We start from the raw sequence: 16,398 nt of genomic DNA, 5'->3' as shown, positions 1-16,398 counted from the left end.
TGGTGGGCCGCGTTGGGCCGGGCAAGGAGGCTGCCGCTCAGCCCAACAACTGCCCCACCCGCGCCTGCAGGTACGCCACCACCGCGGCCGCCCGCGCGCTCAGCGGCCATTCGGCGCGGTGGATCAGCCACAAGGTGTCGCGCACCGGGTTGCCGCACTCCACCACCTGCAATGCCGGTTGCTGATGGAACGCCTGGCGCGCCAGCCGCGGTAACACGGTAAACCCCAGGCCACGCGCCACGGGCTCGAGAATCAACCCCACCTGGTTACTGAAGCCGCTGCGCGGTAAATCCTTCACCCCACGGCTGCCCGGGTAGCGCCGGCTGAGCAGGCGGGTGGCCATGCCAGTGCCGTCGGGGTGGTCGATAAAGCCCAGTTGCTGCAGGGTTTCCCAGCCTTGGTAGAGCACCCCGGCCGGCAGGATCAGCTCCAACGGTTCCTCGGTGAAGTGCCGAGCGTGCAGACGTGGGTCGTCGGGGTTGAAGGTCAGCAGGCCAAGTTCAAAGCGGTTACCCAGCACGGCCTCGAGCACTTCGGCGTCTGGGGCGAAGCGGTGGCGAACCACGCACTGCGGGTGCTGTTGCTGGTAGTCGAGCAGCCAGGGGTACAACGCCAGGCCAATACTGCCAGGGCTGACCAAGCCGATCTCACCGCGCTCGGCCTCGGCGCCTTGCAGGCGCGCGGCCAAGGCCAGCCCCGCTTGGTCTACCTGCTGGCAGTAATCGAGCAACGCGGCGCCGGCGGGGGTAAGTTCCACGCTGCGCGGGCGGCGGATCAACAGGGCGCCGAATTGCCGCTCCAGGTGCTTGATGTGCTGGCTCACCGCAGCTTGGGTCAGCCCCAGTTGCTCAGCGGTGCGGGTGAAGTTGCCGAGCCGGGCCAGGCTGGAGAAGGAGGCAAGCCATTGCGGGTTTACCATCATGAACTCTTATCGAAGTGATAATTGGAGAGTGGTTCATTTTATACCCCTGGCTGGCTAAGGTGGCGCATTCCTGGTTCGCCTGAGGTGCGTATGCCCGTTTACCCCCGCAGTTTTTCCCACATTGGCCTGAGCGTGACCGACCTGGACGGCGCCGTGAAATTCTACAGCGAGGTGCTCGGCTGGTACCTGATCATGCCGCCGACCACCATCAGTGAAGACACCAGCGCCATCGGCGTGATGTGCACCGATGTGTTCGGCGCCGGCTGGGGCTCGTTCCGCATCGCCCACCTGTCTACCGGCGACCGCGTCGGGGTCGAGATCTTCGAGTTCCGCAATGCTGAGCGGCCGCAAGACAACTTCGAATATTGGAAAACCGGCGTGTTTCACTTCTGCGTGCAAGACCCGGACGTCGAAGGCTTGGCGGCAAAGATCGTCGCCGCTGGCGGTAAGCAGCGCATGCCGGTGCGCGAGTACTTCCCCGGCGAGAAGCCGTTCCGCATGGTCTACATGGAAGACCCGTTTGGCAACATCCTGGAAATCTACAGCCACAGCTACGAGCTCACCTATTCGGCGGGGGCGTACCAGGGATGAGTACTCCGAGTAACCCGCTGGCGCGTTGCCGGCCCCCAATGACCCAGAGCCCACGCCATGAATAAACGCATCTTACTGGTGTCGACCTCCCAGGCCACCCTGGGCGCCAGCGCCCGCGCCACGGGGGTGTGGTTCGAAGAGTTGACTACGCCGTACTACCACTTTCTCGATGCCGGCTTCAGCGTTGAACTGGCATCGCCCAACGGCGGCGAGGTTCCGATAGACCCGCATTCACGGGAGGAGGCCGCGCCCAGTGTGCAGCGTTTTCTCGTCGACCCTCTGGCAATGGCTGCGCTGGGCAGCGCGCGCCCGCTTGCGCAGGTGCGTGCCGAGGGCTACGCCGCCGTGTTCCTGCCCGGCGGCCACGGCACTATGTGGGACCTGCCCGCCCACCCGCTACTGGCAGCGTTGCTCAGCAGTGCCTGGCAGCTGGGCAAGGTGATCTCCGCGGTGTGCCATGGCCCGGCGGGTTTGCTCAGTGCCCGCGATAGCTCAGGCCAGCCGCTGGTGGCGGGGCGCAGGGTCAGCGCTTTCAGTAATGAAGAGGAAGCGGCGGCAGGCTTGACCGAGGCCATGCCGTTCCTGCTGGAAACTCGCCTGCGTGAGCTCGGCGCCCGTTACGAGGGTGGCCCGGCGTTCACGCCCTACGCCGTGCGTGATGGGCGTTTGGTCACCGGGCAGAACCCGATGTCCAGTGAGCGGGTGGCGCAATTGACCCTGGAGGCGATAGGCGAGGGTTAACGCGATAGCCAAGTGACCAAACCGCATTGGCAACCGGCGCCCGCTGGCACCGGCTACTCTCCCCCGAGGAAACACCCCATGAAAATGAATGCCATCCACTGGCCCGAAGGCTACCTGCCGGGCTTTACCGAGAATTTCTGCTCCAACGAAGTCATCGCAGCGGGCTTGAGCGCCGAGGCGGTGTGGCCTCTGCTGGCGGAGCCTGCGCAGTGGCCCACCTATTACGCCAACTCGGCGAACATCCGCCTGCACGGCATCCCTGGCCCGGCGTTGGCCGAGGGCGCGCGATTCTACTTTGAAACCTTTGGCTTCCCGGTCGAGGCGCAATGCACCGAGTACCAGCCGCCTGCCGGCGGCGAGCCGGGGCGGATTGCCTGGCATGGCTGGGCCGGTGAAGGCGACACTCGGCTAGACGTGCACCACGCCTGGCTGGTGGAGAACCTCGAAGGCGGGCGCGTGCGCGTCCTCACTCAGGAAACGCAAAAAGGCAAACCGGCCGAGGCACTGAGCGTGGCCAAGCCGAACCCGATGATCAACGGCCATCAGGACTGGCTTGACGGCCTGCTGAGCGCGGCGCGCAAGGGCCGCGCCTAACGGCTGGCGCGTTCAGTGCACGCGCTTACCCACCACCTCACCGGTCGCGGCATCTTCCAACCAAACCTTCAGCAAGCCCAGGCCAATGTAGCGAGTCCGGGCGATGATCCGCTGGCCAGGCTTACCCTCGAACTGCAGGTCGGCGAACATGAAGTTCACCGGCAGCTTGTATTCCAGCTGTACCGTGTAGGTACCCGGGGTGAGCAGCGCCCGTTGCGGTGAGTCGTTCTTGTAGTAGTAGGTGGAGAACGGGATGTCGCCGACCTTCTTGCCGTTGATCCTGATGATGTTCAGGTTTGGCTGGCTGTCGGCCCAATGGCGTTGCGGTTGGCCGGCGTAGGTTTCGGTCTCGAACACGACGTTGCTGGCGTCGTCGGCGGGCTGGCCGGCCTCTACGTTGGAGTAGGGCGGCATGTCGGCGCAGCCGTGCAGCAGCAGCGCGGCGGCGGCCGCTAGCAGGCGTGGTTTCATGGGTCAGTAATCCTTGGGTTGCGGCGCGGCCTGGCGCCAGGGCGAATAAGAGGTCCACACCGTGCCATTGGCCAAGCCGTTGTTGCCGGCCGCGAAGCCTGGCATGGCCGCCAGGTTCATCTGCAGGCAGGCGCCGTTGAGGCGTTCCAGCAGGTGTGGGTTGTCACGGAATTCGCCCTCGCGGGCTTCAGCCGGGGCGATGCTGGCGGTGCACGCCAGCACCCGGCCCTGGCGGTCGGCCACGTACTGAAAGCGCGCTTCGCCCACGCTCGTGGGGCCCACCGCGGCGATGCCGTGGTCCCAGAAATACTGGCCTTGGGAGAATGCCGGGAAGGCGATGCCTTCATAGCGGGCGCGCAGTTGTGGGTCGCTGACGGGGTCCATGTCGAACACGATCGGCATGCGCAGGCGCGCCTGGCCGTCAGCGTTGAAGGCCTGCGCCGGCACGGGCGGGAACACCGTGGCCCAGCAGGCACGCTCGGCCACCGCGGCCAGCCCGGGCGCACCCGAGGTGGGCTTGGCCGCGCACTTGAGCAGTTGGTTGTTACGGTCGATGGTCACCTCGAGCGACACCGCGCCGCTGAGCCAGTCTTTGTTGGCGGCCTGGTTCATCGGCCCGAGCACGCGAATCACCGCCTGGTGAAGGTCCGCTTGTTGGGTGGCGCTGAGGGGGCCCTTGGCCGGGCCGGCGCAGCCATTGAGCATCAGGCTGCCAGTGGCCAATGCCGCGCATGCGGCGGCGAGTGAGCGAACGGTATGCATCCCAACCTCCCTGGAAATGGGCGGCCATTCTAGGGGGGGTTGGGAAAGCGCTCAAGTGGAGAGGAACGCATCAGCCAAGGCGTTGGTGAGAGGCCCTTATGCCTGTTTGAACGCTTTGAGCAAGGTTGCAGTAGGAAGCACAAGGCGCAAAACATTATCGAATGAAGGTACAAAGCCCAGCTGCTGGTATAACTCGGCCGCCGGAGGGTCTTTTGCATCGACGATTACGAAAGCCACGCCTGAGTGCTGCGCCGCCACAGACACCCGCCGGAAGAAATCAGCCATCAATCGACGGCCCAAGCCCGTGCCTTGCGCACACTCATCCACCGCCAAGCGGCTCAGCAAGATGGCGGGAATAGGGTAACGGGGTAGCCCCTTCTTGTGCGCTTCGCTGAGCTCCCCAAGGCCCACGGAGGCGTTTGCCGCTATCACTGCCATTGGCGCGGCAGGCGCCAGTGAGCCGGCCAAACCGTTACCTGAGATGCACCCGCGCACGCCTGTAGCGCCTAGCGTTCAACCCGCCGTGATGTCCTTCAACAACACCCGCCCTTGCAGCATCGGCGTCGCCAAGGTGGCGGCATAGCCGCTGCGGATGGTCTGGATCACCGGGCGCTGCAGGTTGGCCTGGTGCTGTTGCTCATCGGCCCAGCGTTCCAGTTGCACCATCTGTTCGGGGTGGTCGCGGTCTTGGAAAATGTCGAACGCCAGGTTGCCGGGGGCCGCGCGGAAGGTGGGGATCACCTGGGCGACGTTGGCGCGAAATTGATGCAACGCCCCGGGCTTGACGTTGAGGAACACCAGCAGGTCGCTGGTACCGGCTGGGTTGGCGACCACCGCCGGTTGGGTGTCGCTGCCTGGGCCCAGGCCCCGCAGGCTGCGGTGCTCGATACCGCCCACCAGCGCGCTGCGGGCCAGCGCATGCATGGCCAGCAGCTTGGGTTGCTTGAGGTGGGCCTGGTAGGCCTGGGTGCTGCCCCACTGCTCGAGAACGTAGAGGGTGGTGGGGCTGCTTTGTGCCTGGAACAGGCTGAACGACAGGTTGCCCGGTTCGTGCCGCGCAGCCTCGGCGTTGGCCCGCAGGGCACTGATGAAGGGCTGCAACTGCTCAGGCTTGACCTGCAGGGTGGCCAGGCTTTCGAACGGCGCCGCCTGGGCCATCGCAGCCATGCCCATGGCCAGCGCGAGGGTTGAAAAACCGCGTACTAGAGCATTCATGTGGATCCTCCTTGGCTAGGCCGCGAACACTAGCAGCGCCCCGGGGGCGGGCGGATGAAACTCCGTTTAAGCGCGCTTCAGGTTCGCCGCGCCGCGCACGCCAGCCGCCAGCCCAGTACACTGGCGCGGCCCCCAGCAGCCATAGGCAGTGCCCATGCGTGATCTTTCCTACTTCATCAAGGTGGCCCAGCTCGGCCACCTGGGCCGCGCCGCCGAGGCGCTGCATATCTCACCTTCGGCGCTGTCCAAGTGCATCGACCGCCTTGAAAGCCAATACGCCGCGCAACTGTTCCAGCGGGTGGGGCGCAGCATTCGCCTGAGCGAGGCCGGCCAATTGCTGCTGGCCCACGCGGTGCAGGTGGAGCGCCTGCTCGACCAGGCCCAGCGGCAAACCACCGCGCTGGGCCAGGGCCTGAGTGGCAGTGTGCGGGTGGGCGCTGCCGCCACCAGCGCCGACTACCTGCTGCCGGCGGCGTGCAGCGCGCTGCAGCGCGAGGCGCCGGCGGTGGTGGTGGAGTTGCAGATTGGCATGAACGATGTGCTGCGCGAGCAACTGCGCAAGGGCCAACTGGACATCGTGGTCGGGCCGCTGGGGGAGGGCGATGAAGAATTGCTCGAGCGCGAGGTGAGCGGCGATGAAGTGGTGGTGGTCGCCCACCGTGAGCACCCGCTGGCCGGGCGCCCGGTGGCGCTGGCCGAGTTCGGCGGGCAGCGCTGGTTGCTCTCGCCGCCCAGCGTCGCCACCCGGCAATGGCTGGATGCTGCGTTTACCCGCCAGGGCCACCCGCCACCGGCGGTGGCGATCGTCACCAACTCGATCGCCGCGGCGCCGCAACTGATCGCCGAAACTGGCCTGCTGAGCTTTGTGTCACGGCGCAACCTGGCAACCTTTGGGCGCGCCTATGGGCTGGTGGAGGTGCAGGTGCGCGCTGAAGCGCTGACCCTGCGGCGGCGCTTCGGCATTCTGCACCGCGCCGATGGGTATTTATCTCCCGCCACCCTGCGTTTTATGGCACTGCTGGCCGAAGCAGCTTGAACGTTTCCTGAAAGGAAAGGTTAACTGAAAAAACGATAATGGAAGCGAACGGTAAGCCCCGCGATACTGCCAGCCACTGCACACAAAAATAAAAGGCTGGAGTACGTTCATGCCCTATACCGTTCTCGTCACCGCGCCCACCTTGGCGCCCGCTGGCCGCGAGCTGCTCGAAGCCGGCGGCCACCGGGTGCTGTACATCCCGCAGGGCCAGGGCAGCGCGGCCATCGAACAACTGCTCGCCGCCGAGCCGGTCGACGCGATCATTTCCCGCACCCTTGAGCTCACCCCTAACGCCATCGCCGCCGCGCGCCAGCTCAAGGTCATCAGCAAGCATGGCGTGGGCGTCAGCAACATCGCGGTGGAAGCGGCCAGCGCCCGCGGCATCCCGGTCTACGTCACCCCTGGCGCCAACGCGCAGTCGGTCGCCGAAATGGCCTTGGGCCTGTTGCTGGCGGCCTCGCGGCGCATCGCCTGGATGGACGCCGAGCTGCGCCAGGGGCGCTGGTCCCGTGCCCAGGATGGCCTCGAGCTGAGCGGCCGCAGCCTCGGCCTGGTCGGCTTTGGCCAGGTCGCGCGCAAGCTCTGGCGCGCCTGCCAGGCACTGGGCATGCACGCCTGGGTGTACGACCCGTTTCTGCCCGAGGGCGCCGACCTCGACGGCGCCCAGCGCGCCCCCAGCCTGGCGGCGTTGCTGGCGCGCAGCCAAGTGCTGTCGCTGCATATTCCCTTGACCGCGCACACCCGTGGGCTGATCGGCGCCGCCGAGCTGGCGGCGCTGCCTGAGGGTGCGGTGTTGATCAACACCGCCCGCGGTGAGGTGATTGATGAACCCGCCTTGGTCGCGGCGCTGCGCAGTGGCGCGCTGTACGCCGCCGGGCTCGACACCACCGCTGAAGAACCCCTGGTCGCGGGCAACCCGCTGCTGGCGCTGGGCAACGTGGTGCTCACCCCGCACGTGGGTGGCTCCACGCCCGCCGCGCTGGCGGCCATGGCGCAGGGGGCGGTGCACAACGTGCTGGGGTTTCTCGGCGGCCAGCCGCCCGCCGCGAGTGCCTGCGTGAACCCGGCTGTTCTTTCCTGACTCGTGAGGTGCTTTATGACAACTGCCCAATGGCCTGCCGGCTACCGTATCAACCCGCGCGCAGAGGGCCTGGCCGCCGAACTGCTGGCGGCGTTTCGTGACATCCCGGTGGCCGTGGCCGGTGACTGCATGGGCCGCTGCATTGGCGCCCGTGGCCTGCGTGCCTACCATGGCGACCTGGCGCTGAAGCTCTGCGGCCCGGCCTTCACCGTGCGCGTGCGCCCCGGTGACAACCTGATGATCCACAAGGCGTTGATGATGGTGCAGCCCGGTGATGTGCTGGTGATCGACGGCGGCGGTGACCTCAGCCAGGCGGTGATCGGCGGCCTGGTGCGCACCACGGCGCTGCGCGTGCGCCTGGGCGGTATCGTCATCGATGGCGCGGTGCGTGACCTCGAAGAACTGGCCGAAGGCGTGCTGCCGGTGTTCGCCGCCGGCCACACCCACCGCGGCCCGAGCAAGGACGGCCCCGGCGAGATCAACGTGCCGGTGGCCTGCGCCGGCCTGGCGGTGCTGCCCGGCGACCTGGTGCTGGGCGATGCCGACGGGGTGATCGCGGTCCGCGCCGAAGACGCCGCCGCGCTGCTGCCCAGGGCCCTGGCGCACCTGGAGCGGGAAGCCGGCATCCGCAAAACCAATGAAGAAGGCAGCGCCGACCCGGAACGTTTCGACGCCCTGCTGCGGGCCAAGGGCCTGCCGCTCTGATGCCTGTTCGCCGCGCCGGGTAGCCCCCGGCGCGGCCTGCCTGACAACTATAAAAAGAAGGGTTCCCCCATGCTGGTTACGCTCAGTTGCGTGATGTTGGCGTGCTTCATCTATGTGCTGATGAGCAAAAAGCTCTCGGCATTGACCGCGCTGATCCTGATCCCCACGTTGTTCGCGCTCCTTGGCGGTTTCCATGCCGAGATGGGCAAGTTCGTGCTCGATGGCTTGAAGATGGTCGCGCCCAACGGGGTGCTGATGATCTTCGCCATGCTCTACTTCCTCTGCATGACCGAAGCCGGGATGTTCGACCCCTTGGTGGCCCGCATCGTCGGCGCGGTGCGCGGCGACCCGGTGCGGATCTTTCTCGGCACCGTGGCGCTGGCCTTCGTGGTCGCCCTCGACGGCGACGGCGCCACCATCTACATGATCGTGCTCTCCGCCTTCCTGCCGATCTACCAGCGCCTGGGGTTGTCGCGGCCGATGGTCTGCTGCCTGCTGCTGCAGGTGGCCGGGCTGGGCAACATGGTGCCCTGGGGCGGGCCCACCGCCCGCGCTGCCACGGCCATGCATGTAGACATGGGCGAGATGTTCGTGCCGCTGTTGCCCGCGTTGCTCGCCAGCGCGCTGTACACCTTCGGCCTGGCCTGGTGGTTCGGCCGCCGCGAGCGTGCCCGCCTGGGGGGCGGGATCGACCTCAATGGGGACTTTTCAGAGCGCGCCCACCTGCGCTGCGAAAGCCCGTGGCGGTTCGCCTTCAACTGGGCGCTGACGGCCGCGCTGCTGTTGGCGCTGTGCCTGGAACTGCTGCCACTGGCCTACCTGTTCATGATCGCCGCGTGCCTGGCGCTGGTGGTGAACTTCCCCAGCCTCAAGGCCCAGCAGGCGCAACTGGCGTTGCACGCACCGCCAATTCTCGCCGTGGCCGGGCTGATCTTCGCCGCCGGGGTGTTCACCGGGATCCTCAGTGGCAGCGGCATGGCCAACGCCGTGGCCGATGGGCTGGTGAGCGTGATCCCGCCGGCGATGGGCCCCTACATGGCGGTGCTTACCGCACTGCTGAGCATCCCGGTGACCTGGCTGGTGTCCAACGACGTGTTCTATTTCGGCATCCTGCCGATCCTCGCGCAAACCGCCCAGCACCACGGCATCAGCGCGCTGGAGATGGCCCGCGCCGCGCTGGTCGGGCAGCCGGTGCACATCCTCAGCCCGCTGGTGGCCTCCACCTACCTGGTGGTGAGCATGCTCAAGCTCGACTACGCCGAAAACCAGCGCTTCACCCTCAAATGGTCGGTGATCAGCAGCCTGGTGCTGTTGGCGATCGCCTTGCTGACCGGGGTGATTCCTCTGGTCGGCCACGCCTAGGGCGGCTGAACGCTGAGTGTTCCGCTCAATAACAACGATAAAGAGGTGTATACGATGCCATTTTCCACTCGCGGGCTGCGCCGCCGCACCGTACTCGGTGCCATGGCCACGCTGGCGGCTGGCCGCGCCTTGGGCGCGCTGGCCGATGGCCCGGGCGCAGGCCCGGCGTTCAAGGTGCCGGCCGCTGCTTGCGACTGCCACCATCATATCTACGACCCACGCTTTCCCTTTGTGGCGGGCGCGAAGCTCACCCCGCCAGCGGCCACGGTGGCCGATTACCGGCGGCTGCAGCAGCGCTTGGGCACCACCCGCAACGTGGTGGTCACGCCGTCGGCCTACGGCACCGACAATCGCTGCCTGCTCGATGCCCTTGGCCAGTTCGGCGCCAGCGCCCGTGGTATCGCGGTGGTCGACCTGAGCGTCACCGACGCGCAGCTCGAGCAGCTCAACGCCCAGGGCGTGCGCGGTATTCGGGTGCTGTTCGGGCGCACCAACCCGGTGACCCCGGAGGCGATCGCGCCGCTGGCCGAACGCATCCGCGGGTTGGGCTGGCACATGCAGTTCTACATGCCCGCCGCGCAACTGGTGGCGTTGGAGCCGGTGCTGCTGAAGTTGCCGGTGGACGTGGTAATCGACCACATGGGCCACGTGCCACAACCGGAGGGGCAAAGCGCGCCGGTATACCACACGGTGCGGCGCCTGCTTGACGCCGGGCACGGTTGGGTGAAGGTGTCAGGGGCGTACATGGACACCCGCCTCGGCGCGCCGGGTTTTGCCGACACGTCCGCCGTGGCCCGTGGCTACATCGCCGCGGCGCCGGAGCGCATTCTCTGGGGCTCGAACTGGCCACACCCCGCTGCCCAGGCCGGCGAAACCCCGGTTCCGAACGACCTGCAACTGTTCGACCTGCTGGCCAGTTGGGCCCCGGAGGCGGCGTTGCGGGAGCGGATCCTGGTGGATAACCCGGCCAGGCTGTTTGGGTTTGGCGCAGGCCTGTAGGCAGATGTGGAGCTTGGCGGGCCCTTCGCCCGGCACAGCCGGCCTCCCACCATTTTTTGGTAAGTACTTGATTTACTGGGAAATACAAGACCCGTGGGAGGCCGGCTGTGCCGGGCGATGGGCCCTGAACGCCGCCACCTCATTCCTCTTCGAACTTCATCTTCTCCAGCGCCCGCCGGGCCACCGTCCCATTGCGCTCGACCACGGCGGCGTCACGGTAACCACTGAGGCAGTCCTTCTCGGCCACGGTATGCCAGGCGTATTCAAACTGGCCCGCAGTGTTTTTGCCGGCCATGTCGCAACGCAGCGAGCGTTTGCCCACGCACATCTTGGCGCCCGGCGGGTGGGCCAAACCGTAGCCGGTTTCCAGCTGGTAGGGGCAGCCCCGGGTGGCCGGAGCGTCCGCCAGTACCGCGCGCTGCGTGCTGGGCGCGCGGGGGGCGCTGGGCGCGGGGCTGGGGGCGGGCTGCCTGGCCACGCTGGGGCGGCTGGCCGGCTGCGCGCTGGCCAGGCGTTGCTGAATGCAGGCGAGAATCGCCTCGGCGCCCTGGCCCTCGAGCTCACGGGCGCAGGCCTGGCCGACGTTGGCTGGGTCCGCGGCCCAGCCCGGCGTGGGTAGGGTGGTTGCCAGGGCGAGCCACATCGCCATGGCGGCGCGGTTCATTTGCGGGCCTGCAGGGTCTGAGTGCAGCGCAGGCCGGCGTCAACGTAGTTATAAAGCGTGTCGGCATCTTTGAGCATCCAGTACACGTTCACGCTTGGGCAATAGATTCCGTCGCTCACGTTGGCGCATTGGTCACGGTCCAATGGGGCCCCTGGGCCGGCGAACACTTGCAGCGCTGTTTCGCGGGCCTGGCTCATGCTGGGCTGGTTGGCCACCTGTTGCGCTGCATTGGCGGCGATCGCCTGGTCATAGCCGCCGGCTTTCTGGGCCATGTCGGTGAAGGTCTGGCTAAAACTTTCAGGGTTACTGAGCAATTCCGGAGCCTTCACAAACGAACGCGCCCCTTCGAGATTCTTCGGGCAACTGCCGGGCTTGAAGCTGAAGGTCTGCGAGGGCGTTTCGGCGCTTGCCAGTGCCGTGCTGGCCGCTGGCGTGGCCGTGGCCACTTGCACCGCGGCGGGCTGGTCGGCGCCGTTGAGCAGGCTCGCCAGGCGGCCAAACGGGTTGCTGCTTTGCTTGTCCATTTCATTCGCCGCCTGGGTCAGGCCCATGACCCGCCATACCGACGAGGTCACCTGCTGGCCTTGGGCGGTGCTGCCGCTGTTGTAGGTGGCGGCGCTACCCAGGGCCACGCCCATCAGCGCGCCGAACATCTGGCTGGCGCTGCCATCGCCACCGCCGTCGGTGGCGCAACCGGCCAGGCCCAGGGAAAGGATCATTGCAACGACCGGCGTATGTTTCATGGCGCACCTCTTGCGTGGGTTGAGTGAAAAAAAACCGCACCTCACTCTCCGCCTGCTTTACTCCACTCCAGCCTCGCGTAGTCGTGCGTGGCCGCGTCTCTGAAGAGCCCTGGATGGGTGAAGCCATGGTCGCACCGCGCGGCCGGCGGCAACATACAACGGGGGTTGTGCTACAGCTGTAGTACCCAGGGGAGGGGCCATGCCTGCCTTGCCATTCAAAGCGCTCAGCGCTGACCTGTCGCGGCTGTTCATCCCGCCACGGGCGTTTGCCGACAACGGCACCGAACAACGCTTTCTGAGCGACTACGCCCGGCAGAACCTCAGCCAGCGGCGGCTGTTCATGATCATCGCGCTGGGCCTGTGGGTCGCCTTCACCTATTGGGACTACCACCACCGCTACCACCACCCCACGGTGATTTCCGCGCAGCGCTTCGGGGCCATTTTGGCCTGGCGCGCGGTGGGTACGCTGTTGATCGGCGCGGGCATCGCGCTGGCCTGGAGCGAGCGCTTTCTCGAAGAAAAACACGCGGCGCGCACCATCATGGCGCTGGTAATCTCCATCAACGGCTGCCTCACGGCGATGATGAGCACGCTGCCAGCGCCGCTGAATTACCAGTACTACTTCGTCGGCATCGTGCTGGTGCTGTTCTTCCAGTACGGCACCATGGCGCTGCTGACCCGCTGTTCAGTGCTGGCCACGCTGGCGCCGGTGCTGATGCTGCTGGTACAGGATTGGCTCCACCACCCGTTGGACATCTACTTCTTCCCGGCGATGTTCTACCTGGTGGCCTTCGCCACCCTCGGGCTGGCGGTCAGCGTGCGTTTCGAACGCGCCGCGCGCGAGCGTTTCAGCCAGTTGCTGGCGCTGAACAGCAACTACCAGCAGTTGCAGGAAGCCAACCTGAGCATGCGCCGCGAGAAACAAAAAACCGATGCCGCCCAACAGGAGCTGTTTCGCAATGAGTTTCTCAAGGCCCAGGCCCTGAGTGAAAAAACCGAGGCCACCGCGCGCTTCGTCCGTGCCACCTACCACGACACGCTGCAGCCGTTGACTTCGATCGCCGTACTCGCCCACGCCGGGCAGCAGGCGAGCGACGGCGGCCGGGGCGCGGAGGTGGCGCCGATCCTGCGAAGCATCGCCACCGCGGCGCGCGAGATCAACCTGCTGTTCAAGGGCCTGCGCGACGTGTTCATGATTGGCGAACGCGAGCCGCAGTTGGCGCCGGTGTCGCTGAACCGGCTGCTGGCCGAACTGCAGCAGGTGCACGCCCCGCGCGCCCAGGAGAAACACCTGCAACTGCGGGTGGTGGCGCGCCGGCAAGACATCCTCATCCACACCGACGCCGCGTTGATGATGCGTGTGCTGGGCAACCTGGTCGGCAACGCCATCAAGTACACCGAGCACGGCGGCGTGCTGGTGGGCAGTGTGTCAGCCAAGACCGTGCTGCGGATCGACGTGGTCGACACCGGCGTGGGCATCGCCCCGGCCTACGGGCAGCGGATTTTCGAAGAGTTCTTTCAGGTCAATAATCCCTCGCGAGACAAGGCCAACGGCCTCGGGCTGGGCCTGTACATCGTGCGCAATTTCATCGGCAAACTGCCTGGCCACCGCTTGAGCTTTGCCTCTCGCCCAGGCCAGGGCAGCCGCTTTTCGGTCGACTGCCCGGTGGCCGATGCGCACCCGCCGCGAGTCGAAGCGCCGTGCCCGGCGAGTGCATTGGCGGGCCTCGGCGAGTTGGCCGGGGCTTACCTGATGGTGGTCGAAGACGACCCCCACGTGCTCGCCAGCCTCGAGCAGTTACTGGCGCCACTGGGTTGCCTGGTGCACAGCGCGGCCAGCCTTGAAGCGCTCCAGGCCCTGCTGGAGCGCGCCCCGGACCGCCACCCTGACTTGCTGATCACTGACTACAAGCTGGCGCCGGGCGCCAGCGGCCTTGACGTGGTGCGCCAGGTGCGCGAGCACTTCGCCTGGGCGCAGGTGCCGGTGCTGGTGTATTCGGCGGAACTGGCGCAGAACCTGGTCAGCGACCTGCCGCTGGCTACCTTCGTGGCCAAGGGCGAGGAGCCGGCGCTGTTGCTGCGGCAGGTTCAGGCGCTGGTCGGCGCCGGGCGCGTGGCCAACGAAGCGGCGTTGCTCGACAACAGCACACCCACCACCTGACCGGTCTTGGCGAACAGCCCTTGCAGGCCGTAAAGGTCGATCACCCCGAAGCGCGCATAGAGCCGGCTGAGGTACTGGCGAACGTTGACCGCGTTGATTTCCAGGATCGCGGCGATCTTCCACGGGGCGTTGCCCTGCAACGCCAGGCGTAGCACGTCGAACTCCCGCGCGGTGATGCCCAGGTCTTTGTGGCTGAGCGGTACGCCAGCACCCTGGCCGAGCTTGCCAACATCGGGCTCGGGGATCGCGCCGCCGCGGCCGATGGCCGGCGACGGCAGGAAAATCCCGCCATGCAGGGCGCGGTGAATGGCCTCGAGCATCACCTCATGGGAGGCGCTTTTGGGCACAAAGGAGGTGGCGCCACGGCGCATCACCTCGTCGACGAACTGCCGGCCGGGCTCGGCGGACATCACGATCACCGGGGCGGCCACCCGTTGCGCCGGGTCGGGGTCGGCCGGCTCGCTGCGCGCACCCTTGAACAGCGCCAACAGGCCCAGCCCGTTGGCCACGTTGAGGTCTTCGCTGTAGCGGGTCTTGGGGATGCACAGGTCGAGGAAGATCACGTCGAAGGCCTGCTGGCGGACCAGGTCCGCCGCTTCATCGCTGCACGCGGCCTCGAGCACCACCGCCTGATGGTGCACCTGTTGGATCAGGCTGCGCACACCGGCCCTGAGGATGCCATGGTCGTCCACCAGCAGTATGTGCATGTTCATGGCCCTCCAGCGGCACCCTGTACAAGCAGTATTGCCGATCCTGGGGTAGGTGTCGGTGCTACAGCTGTAGTAGGCGCGGGCCCCTCACTGCACCTTCAATTCAATCCGATGCAAGCGCCCCAGCAAGAACGCATACGACAACGTACCCACCGCCGCCACCGCGCCGATGAACCAGAACGCATAGGCGAACGAATGGGTGGCCTGGACGATCGCGCCGATCACGATCGGGGTCACAATGCCGCCGATATTGGCCGCCAGGCTGGTGATCCCGCCGGTCAGGCCGATCAGCTCCTTGGGCGCGACTTCCGACACCGCCGCCCACGACGCCGAGGCGATGCCCTGGGCGAAGAACGCGCAGGTGAGGATGGCGATGCACACGGCGTTGGAATCCGTGAAGTTCACCAACACGATGCTCATGCCCAGCGCCGAGCCCACCACCAGCGGCAGCTTGCGCGCGAACGACAGCGAATGGCCCTTGCGGATCAGCGTATCGGACACGATCCCCGCCAGCAGGATGCCCACCGTCGCGCCAAGGAACGGCAGCACCGCGAAGATGCCGACCTTGATCGTGCTCAGTTGGCGCTCTTCCATCAGGTAGGTGGGGAACCAGGTCAGGAAGAAATACAGCGCCGAGGTGCTGGCGAACTTGCCCAGGCAGATCGCCCAGATCTGCCGGTAGCGCAGCAGCTCGGCGACCTGGCGCCAGTTGAAGCGGGTGCGCTGCTGGCTGCTTTGCACCAGCGCGCCGCCTTGCTCGATGTAGTCCAGCTCTTCCCGGCTCACCTTTTTACAGGCGCTGGGGTCGCGGTACAGCCACAGCCAGATAAAACCAAACAGCACCCCGGCGGCGCCGGTGGTGTAGAACACATGGCGCCAGTCCCAAGTGGTCGCCAGCCACAGCAGCGCGCCGGTAAACAGCGCCGTGCCCAGGTATTGGCCGCACACATAGATGCTGCTGGCGATGCCGCGCTCGCGGGCCGGGAACCACACCGTGACCGCGCGGCTGTTGGCCGGGAACGCCGGGGCCTCGAGCGCGCCGACGGCCAGGCGCAAGCCGAACAACGAGGCGAACCCCCCGGCCAGGCCCTGGCCGACGGTGGCCAGCGACCAGGTGATCAGCGAGGCGCCGTAGGCCATGCGCGAGCCCAGCCGGTCGGCGACGAAGCCCGCCGGGACCAGGGCGAAGGCGTAGGTCCAGGCGAAGGCGGAGAAAATCAGCCCCATCTGGATCTTGTCCAGGCCCAGGTCTTTGGCCATGAACGGCGCGGCGATGGAGATGTTCACCCGGTCCACATAGTTGATGATGGTCGCGATCAACAGCAGCGACAGCATGAACCAGCGCCGGCGGCTGGGCAGGCGCCGGGCGGGCGCGGCGTCACGGGGCGCGGCGGCCTCTTGGGTCAGGATTGGCATGCGAAAGCCTCTTTTTGTTGTTGGAAGGGTTCGGGCATGGGGGGGCTGGCGCTAGCCGCCGGGCAGGCGTAGCGGGAGCGGGCGATAGGGGTGAGGAGGGCACGGCATCATGGGTAAGCACCTGATATTTATTGTTGAAGGATGCTGAAGATGATGGAGTTAGGTTATCGTACAAGCTATAAAGATCAACCGGCTGGACCCGTATTCAGGGGGCTTGGGGTGCAA

18 protein-coding genes are annotated in these 16,398 nt (G+C 66.6%); 9 read left to right on the top strand and 9 right to left on the bottom strand.

Annotation, left to right across the window (positions count from 1 at the left end; genetic code table 11):
* Nucleotides 1-37 precede the first annotated feature (37 nt).
* Entirely contained in the window at nt 38-919 is an 882-nt protein-coding gene (locus ACFZCE_RS21605) for a LysR substrate-binding domain-containing protein (protein ID WP_390942563.1), read from the bottom strand.
* A 93-nt stretch (nt 920-1,012) separates the two neighbouring features.
* Between ACFZCE_RS21605 and ACFZCE_RS21600 the strand changes: the two genes are divergently transcribed.
* The 3 genes from ACFZCE_RS21600 to ACFZCE_RS21590 all read left to right on the top strand — a co-directional run bounded on the left by ACFZCE_RS21600 (nt 1,013) and on the right by ACFZCE_RS21590 (nt 2,848).
* A complete protein-coding gene (locus tag ACFZCE_RS21600) occupies nt 1,013-1,513 on the top strand; it encodes a lactoylglutathione lyase family protein (protein WP_390942562.1) in 501 nt (166 codons plus the stop codon).
* Nucleotides 1,514-1,570: 57 nt separating this feature from the next.
* Nucleotides 1,571-2,254: a DJ-1/PfpI family protein gene (locus ACFZCE_RS21595; protein ID WP_390942561.1), complete on the top strand. Its 684-nt coding sequence runs from the start codon at nt 1,571-1,573 to the stop codon at nt 2,252-2,254.
* Nucleotides 2,255-2,332: 78 nt separating this feature from the next.
* Nucleotides 2,333-2,848: an SRPBCC domain-containing protein gene (locus ACFZCE_RS21590; RefSeq protein WP_390942560.1), complete on the top strand. Its 516-nt coding sequence runs from the start codon at nt 2,333-2,335 to the stop codon at nt 2,846-2,848.
* Between the two features lie 12 nt (nt 2,849-2,860).
* Here ACFZCE_RS21590 and ACFZCE_RS21585 read toward each other — a convergent pair whose 3' ends face one another.
* The 4 genes from ACFZCE_RS21585 to ACFZCE_RS21570 form a co-directional block, all read right to left on the bottom strand.
* Nucleotides 2,861-3,319 (bottom strand): hypothetical protein, encoded by a 459-nt coding sequence (locus ACFZCE_RS21585; RefSeq protein WP_390942559.1) that lies wholly within the window; start codon nt 3,317-3,319, stop codon nt 2,861-2,863.
* Between the two features lie 3 nt (nt 3,320-3,322).
* Nucleotides 3,323-4,081, bottom strand: a complete 759-nt coding sequence (locus ACFZCE_RS21580) for a hypothetical protein (protein WP_390942558.1) — start codon at nt 4,079-4,081, stop codon at nt 3,323-3,325.
* A gap of 96 nt (nt 4,082-4,177) precedes the next feature.
* Nucleotides 4,178-4,519, bottom strand: coding sequence for a GNAT family N-acetyltransferase (locus tag ACFZCE_RS21575; RefSeq protein WP_390942632.1), 342 nt, complete (start codon nt 4,517-4,519; stop codon nt 4,178-4,180).
* A 75-nt stretch (nt 4,520-4,594) separates the two neighbouring features.
* Complete coding sequence (locus ACFZCE_RS21570; protein ID WP_390942557.1) at nt 4,595-5,296, bottom strand: antibiotic biosynthesis monooxygenase; 702 nt, start codon at nt 5,294-5,296, stop codon at nt 4,595-4,597.
* A gap of 154 nt (nt 5,297-5,450) precedes the next feature.
* Between ACFZCE_RS21570 and ACFZCE_RS21565 the strand changes: the two genes are divergently transcribed.
* The 5 genes from ACFZCE_RS21565 to ACFZCE_RS21545 all read left to right on the top strand — a co-directional run bounded on the left by ACFZCE_RS21565 (nt 5,451) and on the right by ACFZCE_RS21545 (nt 10,479).
* Nucleotides 5,451-6,332: a LysR substrate-binding domain-containing protein gene (locus tag ACFZCE_RS21565; RefSeq protein WP_390942556.1), complete on the top strand. Its 882-nt coding sequence runs from the start codon at nt 5,451-5,453 to the stop codon at nt 6,330-6,332.
* A 109-nt stretch (nt 6,333-6,441) separates the two neighbouring features.
* Nucleotides 6,442-7,413, top strand: coding sequence for an NAD(P)-dependent oxidoreductase (locus ACFZCE_RS21560; RefSeq protein WP_390942555.1), 972 nt, complete (start codon nt 6,442-6,444; stop codon nt 7,411-7,413).
* A gap of 15 nt (nt 7,414-7,428) precedes the next feature.
* Nucleotides 7,429-8,118, top strand: coding sequence for an RraA family protein (locus ACFZCE_RS21555; RefSeq protein ID WP_390942554.1), 690 nt, complete (start codon nt 7,429-7,431; stop codon nt 8,116-8,118).
* Nucleotides 8,119-8,187: 69 nt separating this feature from the next.
* Nucleotides 8,188-9,480, top strand: coding sequence for a citrate:proton symporter (locus tag ACFZCE_RS21550; RefSeq protein WP_390942553.1), 1,293 nt, complete (start codon nt 8,188-8,190; stop codon nt 9,478-9,480).
* A 54-nt stretch (nt 9,481-9,534) separates the two neighbouring features.
* Nucleotides 9,535-10,479: an amidohydrolase family protein gene (locus ACFZCE_RS21545; protein ID WP_390942552.1), complete on the top strand. Its 945-nt coding sequence runs from the start codon at nt 9,535-9,537 to the stop codon at nt 10,477-10,479.
* A gap of 139 nt (nt 10,480-10,618) precedes the next feature.
* Here ACFZCE_RS21545 and ACFZCE_RS21540 read toward each other — a convergent pair whose 3' ends face one another.
* Nucleotides 10,619-11,143, bottom strand: coding sequence for a hypothetical protein (locus ACFZCE_RS21540; RefSeq protein WP_390942551.1), 525 nt, complete (start codon nt 11,141-11,143; stop codon nt 10,619-10,621).
* Nucleotides 11,140-11,886, bottom strand: coding sequence for a hypothetical protein (locus tag ACFZCE_RS21535; RefSeq protein WP_390942550.1), 747 nt, complete (start codon nt 11,884-11,886; stop codon nt 11,140-11,142). The genes ACFZCE_RS21540 and ACFZCE_RS21535 overlap by 4 nt, the downstream gene beginning before the upstream one ends.
* Before the next feature lie 199 nt (nt 11,887-12,085).
* Between ACFZCE_RS21535 and ACFZCE_RS21530 the strand changes: the two genes are divergently transcribed.
* Nucleotides 12,086-14,047 (top strand): ATP-binding protein, encoded by a 1,962-nt coding sequence (locus ACFZCE_RS21530; RefSeq protein ID WP_390942549.1) that lies wholly within the window; start codon nt 12,086-12,088, stop codon nt 14,045-14,047.
* On the opposite strand, the gene ACFZCE_RS21525 is transcribed toward ACFZCE_RS21530, so the two are convergent.
* A complete protein-coding gene (locus ACFZCE_RS21525) occupies nt 13,975-14,760 on the bottom strand; it encodes a response regulator (protein WP_390942548.1) in 786 nt (261 codons plus the stop codon). The two genes, ACFZCE_RS21530 and ACFZCE_RS21525, sit on opposite strands and share 73 nt — an antisense overlap.
* An 84-nt stretch (nt 14,761-14,844) precedes the next feature.
* On the bottom strand, nt 14,845-16,173 hold the full coding sequence (locus ACFZCE_RS21520) for an MFS transporter (protein WP_390942547.1): 1,329 nt from the start codon (nt 16,171-16,173) through the stop codon (nt 14,845-14,847).
* Between the last annotated feature and the right edge of the window lie 225 nt (nt 16,174-16,398).

It is taken from the genome of Pseudomonas sp. NPDC007930, assembly GCF_042958985.1.
In the GTDB taxonomy this organism is placed as follows: Bacteria; Pseudomonadota; Gammaproteobacteria; order Pseudomonadales; family Pseudomonadaceae; genus Aquipseudomonas.
This window is presented reverse-complemented; position numbering and strand designations above follow the sequence as displayed.